This is a genomic window from Streptomyces sp. McG3 (assembly GCF_018619185.1).
GTDB lineage: Bacteria > Actinomycetota > Actinomycetes > Streptomycetales > Streptomycetaceae > Streptomyces.
On record NZ_JAAXYC010000320.1, the window covers coordinates 1 to 8,571 of the forward strand.

Here is an 8,571-nt window from a genome sequence, read left to right on the forward strand (position 1 = left end):
GGCATGCCGGGCACGGGGCGGGATCCGGCGCCGGCGGCATACCCCTGCTGACCGGGGCGCTGCTCGTCTACTACGCGTTCTACGTGCTGGGCTCGGCCGGCCGCCTGCTGCCGGGGACCGTCATGGTCCCGGCCGGCGGGACGCTCCACGCCCCCCGGACCCCAGGAGGATTCGGAGGCGAATCGGACGACCTGTCCGAGCTCACCACGGCGTGCAGGCTGACGATGGGCATCGGCATGTTCGCCATGCTGCTCACTCTGTGAGACAGGAAGTGGGACAGAACCCCCGGCAAACCGTGGTCTACGTCACTTGCCGGTCACGGCCGTACCCCGGGCCGACCCGCCCCTCATAAGCTGAGCCCATGCTGGTCTCCCTCGCGCTGCTGCTGCTCGGTGCACTGACCGCCCTGGTGACTCCTCGCGTGATGGCGCGCGCCCGGTGGCCGGAGCGCGAACCGGTCGTGGCCCTGTGGGTCTGGCAGTGCGTGGTGGCCGGGGTCCTCCTGTCGTTCGCCCTGTCCATGACGCTGAGCGCGGCCGCCGCCTGGCAGGCGGTGCGCGGCCACGTCTTCGCCCCCGCCCCGCACGCCGTCGTCGAGGCGTACGCCCTGGCGGCGTACGGGCCGTGGTCGGCGGTCATCGCGGTGCTGCTGGCGATGGGCGGGCTGTGGACCGGGGCGATGCTGCTGAGGGAGATCCGGCGGGCACGGCGTCGCCGCAAGCAGCGTCGGGCGGAACTTCTGGTGCGTTCCCCGCTGATGCCGGGCGAGGAGCCGGGCGCCGACCGCCTCGTGGTACTGGAGGGCGAACGCCCCGACGCCTGGTGGCTGCCCGGCACGGCTCCGCAACTCGTCATCACCACCGCCGCGCTGGGCCGCCTGAAGGGGCGTCAGCTCGATGCCGTGCTCGCCCATGAGCAGGGGCACGCCCAGGCCCGGCACGACTGGCTGCTGCACTGCTCGTCGGCGCTGGCGATCGGCTTCCCGCAGATCCCGGTGTTCGCCGCGTTCCGCGACGAGATGCACCGGCTGGTCGAACTGGCCGCCGACGACGTGGCCTCACGCCGCTTCGGCCGGCTGACGACCGCGCTCGCCCTGGTCGGACTCAACGAGGACCGTGGGGTGTTCGGCCCCTGCCCCACCCCGCAGGCCCAAGTGCCCCTCCGGGTCAACCGGTTGCTGGCCCCGGTCGAACGGCTGACGGCGGGCCGCAGGCTCCGGCTGACGGCCGCCGCCGCGCTGGTCCCGGTCGTCCCGGTGTTCGTGGCCTTCGTCCCGGGGCTCCGCGCGCTGGGTTAGGGCGCGTCCGCCGGGTCAGGAACCGGGGCAGCGGTGCCCGGGACCCCTTGGTCGCACCCCGGGTTGGCCTTCGGGCGGTGTCCTCCGCGAGGATCACCCCATGTCCTCCCCCCTGTTCCGCTTCCGTTCGCCGGATCGCCCTGCCCGTACTCCGCCCGCCCTGTGGGCCGGGGCCGTCGTCGGCGCGGCCGCTCTCGTGCTGCTCGTCCTGGTGGCGGCGCGCTGGACGCCCCTGATGTCCCTGGACAGGTCGGTCGCCGACGCCCTGCACCGGCACGCGGTGACCGATCCCGGTCTGGTGCATGTGAGCCGGGTGCTGACGGACTGGGTGTGGGATCCCTGGACCATGCGCGCCCTGATCGCGGTGGTGGTGGTCGCCCTGTGGTGGCGGGGCGCGCGCCCGCTCGCCCTCTGGCTGGCCGCGACGAGCCTGATCGCCACTCTCCTCCAGCAGGGTCTCAAGGCGGCGGTGGGCCGGGAGCGCCCGCAGTGGCCCGATCCGGTGGACTCGGCCCACTACGCGGCCTTCCCCTCCGGGCACGCCATGACGGCCGTCGTGACCTGCGGCCTGTTCGTCTGGCTGCTGTGGCTGTACGGCGCGGGTCCCGGCGCCCGGGCCGCGGTGCTGGCCGTGGCGGTGGTCTCGGCGGTCGGTGTGGCGGCGACCCGGGTGTACCTGGGGGTGCACTGGCTGACCGATGTCGTGGGCGGTGCGCTGCTGGGGGTGGCCGTGGTGGCGTTGAGCGCCGCGGGGTACGCCCGGTACGCGGCGGCCAGGGAGGGCGCTCTTGCCGGCGCGGGGGCGGACCGGTGAGGATCGCGCCCATGGTGGTCAAAGGCGTGCTGTTCGACTTCTCCGGGACCCTGTTCCGTATCGAGCCGGTCCGGGACTGGCTCGCCGCCGTGCTGCGCGAGGAGGGCGTCGACGTCACCCCGGAGGATTTCGAGCGGTACGTGAGCGGGCTCACGGAGGCAGGTGCTCTCCCGGGCGGCCCGCCCCCGGTCCGGGTCCCCGACCGGCTGGCCGGGGCGATGTCCCGCCGGGACCTGAGCGCCGCTCTGCACCGCGAGGCGTACACCGGGCTGGCCCGGGGCGTCGCCCTGCCCGATCCGGGGCTGTACGACGCGCTGTACGACCGCCACAGGCGGCCGGAGGCCTGGCAGCCCTATCCGGACGCCGCGGAGGTGCTGGCGGGGCTGCGGAGGGCGGGGATCGCGGTGTGTGTGGTCAGCAACATCGGGTGGGACCCGCGCCCGGTCTTCCGCACGCACGGGCTGGACGCCCTGGTCGACGCCTATGCCCTGTCCTTCGAGCACGGGCTCCAGAAGCCCGACGCCGGTCTGTTCCGCATCGCCTGTTCGCTGATCGGCCGGGATCCGGCGGACGTGGTCATGGTCGGTGACGACCGGGGCGCGGACGGTGGCGCGGCCGCTCTGGGCTGCGGGGTCCGGTTCGTGGACCATCTGCCGGTGGCGGAGCGGCCCGACGGCCTGCGTTCGCTGGGTCTCGTGCCGGAATGAGGCCCGCGGCGAACAGAGGAGATCGGACCGGGGTGTGAGGCATATCCCGCCGCGGAAGGGGTAAGGGCAGCGGCTCGTGGCCGTAGCCTGGTGGACATGTCCCCCATGCCGTCGTCCCTGTCCACTCGTTCCGCAGCCGAGGTCAACGCGGAGATCCGCGACCTGTGGCAGCGTTCGGGCGGGTGCCTGACGCCACAGGACGAGGCGGAGTACCAGCGGCTGCTGGTGGAGTGGGCCGCCGCCACCGGCGGAAGCGTCCGCACCGCGGCCTGACCGCCGTACCCGCGGTGCGCCGGCGCCGGAATCCTGTGCGGAGATCGCGCCCGATCCGGCGATCCCCCGCGTCGCCGGATCCGGGCGCACCCTCGGCCGTGCCACGTGGGACACGGCCGCGGACCGCGCCGGGGACCGGAGTTGCGGAGTCCGCCGTCGCAGGGATCCAGCATGTCCCCACCCGGCTCATCGGTCAATGAATTTCCGGCGGCACACGCACCGGGGCCGGTGTCTGCCGGGCGGTCGCCCGCCGGCAGACACCGGCCCCGGACGCAGGAACAACCGGACCGCGGGACCCTGACGGATCAGCGGTCGAAGTAGTCCGGCTGCGTCTGCGCGTTGAGCTCGTCCAGCTCGACCCGCTCGGCCGGGTCGGTGCGCCGGTCCTTCAGCTTCAGCACGTCGAAGCCCTTGGCGATGTCGCTGGAGTAGATGTGGCCGTTGTAGTAGTACGCCGACCAGGGGCCGGCCGTGGTGACCTGGTCGAGCGTGACCGGGCCGCGCTCGAAGAAGGCGATCTCCTTGGGCTTGGAGGAGTTGGTGAAGTCCCATACGGAGATGCCGCCCTGGTACCAGGCCTGGACCATCAGGTCGCGGCCCTTCACCGGGATGATCGAGCCGTTGTGCGCGACACAGACCTCGGTGTCGGCCTGGTGCCGGTCGATCTTGAAGTAGCTGCGGAAGACCAGCTTGCGCTTGTCGCCCTTGCCGACGATGTCGTAGATGCCGTCGGCGCCCCGCTCGGGCCCGATCTCCGCGTTGCAGGTGGCCGCGCCGCCGCCACCGAGCTCGTCGGTGAAGACGACCTTGTTCGCACCCTGGTTGAAGGTCGCCGAGTGCCAGAACGCGAAGTTCACGTTGTCCTGGACACGGTCGATGATCCTCGGGTTCTCCGGGTCCTCGATGGAGAACAGCAGACCGTCACCCATGCAGGCGCCGGCGGCGAGGTCCTTGGACGGCAGCACCGTGATGTCGTGGCAGCCGGTCGTCTTGGAGACACCGGGGTTCTCCGGCGCACCGGGGTTGCCGCCGTCCGGGAAGAGCACCGGGAAGTTCACGATCCGGGCCTTCTGCGGCGCCTTGACCGGCACCTTGATGATGGAGATCCCGTCGTGCGGCGGCTTGCAGTCCGGGAACGTCTCGTCGGGCGAGTACGAGGAGACGTACACGTACACGTTCTTCTTGCCGTCCGGCACCAGCGTGTGCGTGTGGGAACCGCAGGCGGTCTCCACGGCGGCGATGTACTTCGGCTGCCGCTTGTTGCTGATGTCGAAGATCTTCATGCCCTCCCAGGAGGACTTCTCCGTGGCGGGCTGGGAGGTGCTGGAGCAGGAGTCGTCGCTGCGCGAGGAGTCCGTCGACAGGAACAGCAGGTTCCCGGAGACCGAGATGTCGTTCTGCGAACCGGGGCAGAGGACCTGCGCGACCGTCCTGGGCTTCTTCGGCTTGCTGATGTCGTAGATGACGAAGCCGTCGTAGTTGCCGACGTACGCGTACTTCCCCTGGAAGGCGAGGTCCGTGTTGAGGCCCTTGAGGGCGCCCTTCGGCACGTTCGTCAGGTGCTTGATGTTGGAGCTGTGGACGATCTCGTCCACGCCGGGTATGTCACCACCGGCGATCGCGGCCCTGGCCTCGGCCTGCTCGCTCTTGGTGACGGACCCGCGCTCGGCCGGGGCATCGCCCGGGTCGGGGGTAGCGGCCGCCGTGGTGGCCGTCAGCAGCGTGGCGAGGAGTCCGGCTGCGGCTGCCACCGCACCCAGACGTCTGCGCCGCACGCGGGTGGTGTGCAACGAGGTCACTGCGTCCTCCCTATTCTCCGTTCGGGTTCGAACGGTTCATGAACCCCCGGCAGTATCGTCCCTCCCATGTACACATCAACAGATGGCAACACAGACGTAATAAAAGTTTTTGATCTTCGCGCCGTGGAAGCGTGTTAGGACGGTCTGCAACAAAACCCTGTGGCACAGGAGGTCACCGTGTTGATCCATCGCCGGTCCGCAACTCTGCGCTCAACCGCTGTCGCGGCGGCGGCGGTTGCCGCCGTGCTCGCCCTGGGAGCCTGTGACGCGGGCAGCGGTGACGGAAGGCCGGACAAGGCCGACGACGCGGGTCCGGGCGTCGTCGCGCCCGGCAGACCGGGTGAGCCCGCCCGGACGCTCTCCGCGGAGGAGGCCGTCGAGGAGGCCGGGCAGGACACCGCCAACTCCGCCGACTTCCGCTACGCGCGGATGATGATCGAACATCACAGCCAGGCGATCGTGATGACCGGGCTCGTCCCGGAACGGGCCTCCGCCGACACCGTCAAACGGCTCGCGGATCGCATATCGGCAGGCCAGAAGCCGGAGATCGGCGCGATGAAGGGGTGGCTGCAGAAGAACGGCGGCGACCGGCGCAAGGAGAGCCACGACCACGGCGCGATGCCCGGCATGGCGACCGACGCCCAGCTCGACACGTTGCGCGCCGCCGACGGCAAGGCCTTCGACAAGCTCTTCCTGGAGCTGATGGTCACCCACCACCAGGGGGCGATCACCATGGCCACGGAGGCGCTCACCGAAGGGAACGACGTCATCGTCGAGGAGATGGCGAGCGACGTGGTCGCCCAGCAGACCGTGGAGATCGACCGGATGCGCGGGCTGATGGACTGAGCCACTCGGCCGAGCGCCCCGTGCACCGGACGGTGCGGATCGGCCCGGCGGTGCCATCCTGGAGGGAACCTCCGGGAAGAGGTGCGCCGTGCTCTCCGTCGCCGTCGTCGGTTCCGGTCCCAGCGGGGTCTACACCGCTCAGGCCCTGCTCCAGCAGTCGCTCGTGCCCGATGTGCGTGTGCACGTCCTGGACCGGCTGCCCACCCCGTACGGACTCGTGCGGTACGGGGTGGCCCCCGACCACGAGAAGATCAAGTCGCTGCAGAACAGTCTGCGGGCGGTGCTGGAGGACGACCGGGTCACCTTCGTGGGCAACGTGGGCGTCGGCGGGGCGGAAGGGGTCTCCCCGGCCCGGCTCGCGGAGCTGTACCACGCGGTCGTCTACTGCGTCGGGGCATCGGCCGACCGGACGCTCGCGGTGCCGGGCGAGGGGCTGCCGGGCAGCTACTCCGCCACCCGCTTCGTCTCCTGGTACAGCGCCCATCCGGACGTCGGCGCCGACCCGTTCGTCCTGGACGCCCGCTCGGCCGTCGTGATCGGCGTGGGCAACGTGGCGGTCGACGTGGCCCGGATCCTGGCCCGCGGCGCCGACGAACTGCGGGCCACCGACGTGCCCCGCGCGGCGCTCAGCGCACTGGAGGAGAGCCGGGTGCGTGACGTGCACATCGTGGGCCGCCGGGGCCCCTCCCAGGCCCGGTTCACCACCAAGGAGCTGCGGGAACTGGGGGCGTTGCCCGGGGCGCGGGTCGTCGTCGACCCGGCGGAACTCGCGCTCGACCCCGCGTACGCCGCTCCGGACGGCCTGCCCGGAGCGCTGCCGCCGCCCGCCGTGGTGCGGCGGAACCTGGAGGTCCTGCGCGGCTGGTCGGCGGCCGGGGAGCCGGCGGCCGATGCCGGGCGCCGCATCCGGCTGCGGTTCTTCCTGCGGCCGGTGGAGCTGCTGGAGCGCGACGGGCGGGTCGCCGGGGTGCGGTTCGCCCGGACGGCTCCGGACAGCGGGGGCGGGGTCCGGGACACCGGCGTGTACGAGGACGTCGAGGCGCAACTGGTCCTGCGGGCGGTCGGCTACCGGGGCGTGGAGCTGCCGGGACTGCCGTTCGATCCGGTGCGCGGCACGGTGCCGCACGCGGCGGGCCGGGTGCTGCGGGACGGGACGCCGGCGCCGGGCGAGTACGTGGCGGGGTGGATCAAGCGGGGGCCGACCGGGGTGATCGGTTCGAACCGCTCCTGCGCCAAGGAGACAGTGGCCTCGCTCCTGGAGGACGCGGCCGCGCTCAGGAGCCGCGCGGCTGCGGACGATCCGCTGACCGTGCTGCGGGAGTGGGGGCTGCGGCCGGTGGAGTGGTCCGGCTGGCTGTCGATCGAGCGTGCGGAGGCGGAGCTGGGCCGTTCGCTGGGGCGCGGCCCGGTGAAGATCCCCGACTGGCCGGGGCTGCTGGGAGCGGCCCGGGACGGGGACCGCTGAACAGCGTTCTGCTAGCCCTGGCCCTCCCGGGTCGCCACCACCAGCCGGGCGCGGGGGCTGCCGTCGGGGCGCGGGCCCAGCTCGGTCAGCGGGAGCAGCCGCACGGCGAATCCGGCCTGCGTCAGGTCCTCCAGCACGTCGCCGAGCGGGAACGTGCGGTAGTACATGACGAACCGCGGGCGCCACAGGGCGTTGCGCACCCGCATCGCCGCGTCGAAGCCGAGCAGCGACCAGTAGGCGCGCGATCCCACCGGGGGCGGTGCGCCGATCGGGAAGACGAACTGTCCGCCCGGCCGGAGCGATCCGTGCACCTCGGCGAAGAGGCCGAAGCGTTCGGCGGGCAGGAAGTGGCCGAACGCGCCGAAGCTCAGGGCGAGATCGAAGGCGGGTGCGAAGGGCAGGGAGCGGGCGTCGGCCCGCACCCAGTGCACCGCCGGTCCCTCTCCCCCGGGCGGGAAGGCGGCACGGGCCTGGGCGAGCATGCCCGCGCTGAAGTCGACGCCGACAGCGCGCTCCCGGCACAGCTGCCGGAGCACGCCGACCCCCGCGCCGGTGCCGCAGCAGACGTCGAGTCCGGTGTCGAAGGGTCCGAGCTCGCTCACCGCCCGGGTGACGGCGTTGAGCACCCGGTCGGGGGTGCGGTAGGGCGTCCGGTCGAACTTCGGGGCGAGGAGGTCGTATCCGCGCTCGGTCGAGGAGAGCGCCTGAACGGCCAGTTCGCGCACGGAGGGACCCTGTTTGGTGAACATCACGGGCCACCCTACCGACGCGGCGCACCCGCCGCGGACGGTCGGTGCGCCGGGCGGGGGCACGGGCGGGGCCCGGCGGGGTGGAAGCGTCAACGTCCTTCGGAAAGTCGCCGCTTGAGGGTGATGGCGGTATCGGCGGCGTACGCCTGGGTCCAGCTGCGGCCCGCCCCGGACTTCCAGGAGACGTGGACCGTGGAGCCGTCGGTCCGGGCGCTTTCCACGGTCATGGACCGGTCGCCGTCGCGGACGTCACCGCGGCGCAGCTCGCCCGCCTCGACCGTGACGGGAGGCTCCCCCGGCGCGTTCTCGGCCTCCTCGGCCGCCCGGAGGAGCACGGCGGCCAGTTCGCGGGCCGACCCGGGGGTGCAGGACCAGACGAGCTCGCCGGCCGGGGGCGAGAGCCGGATGGAGACGCGGGGGCCGGGCTCCCCCGCGGCGACCGCGACCGGCGCGGGCTCGCCCGCGGTGACCGTGACCGGCACCGCGTGGCCGTCGGCGTCCGTGATCCCGCTGCCCATCGTCGTCTCCTCGGTGTCCTTGTCCCCGGCCGTGTCCAGGCCGTCGTCCGGCCGTCGTCCGGCCCCCGCCAGCATGTCAGCACCCGGCGGCGGGGCGCGCGGG

General features: G+C 72.6%; 10 protein-coding genes. 7 read left to right on the top strand and 3 right to left on the bottom strand.

From position 1 onward, the window contains the following. The 5 genes from HET64_RS32655 to HET64_RS32675 form a co-directional block, all read left to right on the top strand. The coding region (locus HET64_RS32655; RefSeq protein WP_215110771.1) for a DUF5134 domain-containing protein at window positions 1-263 on the top strand (263 nt) is incomplete at its 5' end. Between the two features lie 98 nt (window positions 264-361). Beyond that, complete coding sequence (locus HET64_RS32660; RefSeq protein WP_215110772.1) at window positions 362-1,297, top strand: M56 family metallopeptidase; 936 nt, start codon at window positions 362-364, stop codon at window positions 1,295-1,297. 100 nt (window positions 1,298-1,397) lie between these two features. After that, window positions 1,398-2,111, top strand: coding sequence for a phosphatase PAP2 family protein (locus HET64_RS32665; RefSeq protein ID WP_215110773.1), 714 nt, complete (start codon window positions 1,398-1,400; stop codon window positions 2,109-2,111). A gap of 11 nt (window positions 2,112-2,122) precedes the next feature. Beyond that, window positions 2,123-2,818 carry an HAD family hydrolase gene (locus tag HET64_RS32670; RefSeq protein WP_215110774.1) on the top strand — a complete coding sequence of 232 codons (696 nt, stop codon included), beginning with the start codon at window positions 2,123-2,125 and terminating at the stop codon, window positions 2,816-2,818. 96 nt (window positions 2,819-2,914) lie between these two features. Then, window positions 2,915-3,091, top strand: coding sequence for a hypothetical protein (locus HET64_RS32675; RefSeq protein WP_215110775.1), 177 nt, complete (start codon window positions 2,915-2,917; stop codon window positions 3,089-3,091). A 305-nt stretch (window positions 3,092-3,396) separates the two neighbouring features. On the opposite strand, the gene HET64_RS32680 is transcribed toward HET64_RS32675, so the two are convergent. After that, on the bottom strand, window positions 3,397-4,890 hold the full coding sequence (locus tag HET64_RS32680; RefSeq protein ID WP_215110776.1) for an LVIVD repeat-containing protein: 1,494 nt from the start codon (window positions 4,888-4,890) through the stop codon (window positions 3,397-3,399). Between the two features lie 159 nt (window positions 4,891-5,049). On the opposite strand from HET64_RS32680, the gene HET64_RS32685 reads away from it, so the two are divergent. Beyond that, the gene (locus HET64_RS32685; protein ID WP_215110777.1) at window positions 5,050-5,736 is read left to right on the top strand and encodes a DUF305 domain-containing protein; all 687 of its coding nucleotides are present in this window, start codon (window positions 5,050-5,052) and stop codon (window positions 5,734-5,736) included. Between the two features lie 88 nt (window positions 5,737-5,824). After that, complete coding sequence (locus HET64_RS32690; RefSeq protein WP_215110778.1) at window positions 5,825-7,201, top strand: FAD-dependent oxidoreductase; 1,377 nt, start codon at window positions 5,825-5,827, stop codon at window positions 7,199-7,201. 11 nt (window positions 7,202-7,212) lie between these two features. Here HET64_RS32690 and HET64_RS32695 read toward each other — a convergent pair whose 3' ends face one another. Together HET64_RS32695 and HET64_RS32700 are read right to left on the bottom strand one after the other, a co-directional pair. Continuing rightward, window positions 7,213-7,950, bottom strand: a complete 738-nt coding sequence (locus HET64_RS32695; RefSeq protein WP_215110779.1) for a class I SAM-dependent methyltransferase — start codon at window positions 7,948-7,950, stop codon at window positions 7,213-7,215. 89 nt (window positions 7,951-8,039) lie between these two features. Then, window positions 8,040-8,468, bottom strand: a complete 429-nt coding sequence (locus tag HET64_RS32700) for a hypothetical protein (RefSeq protein WP_215110780.1) — start codon at window positions 8,466-8,468, stop codon at window positions 8,040-8,042. Window positions 8,469-8,571: the final 103 nt, after the last annotated feature.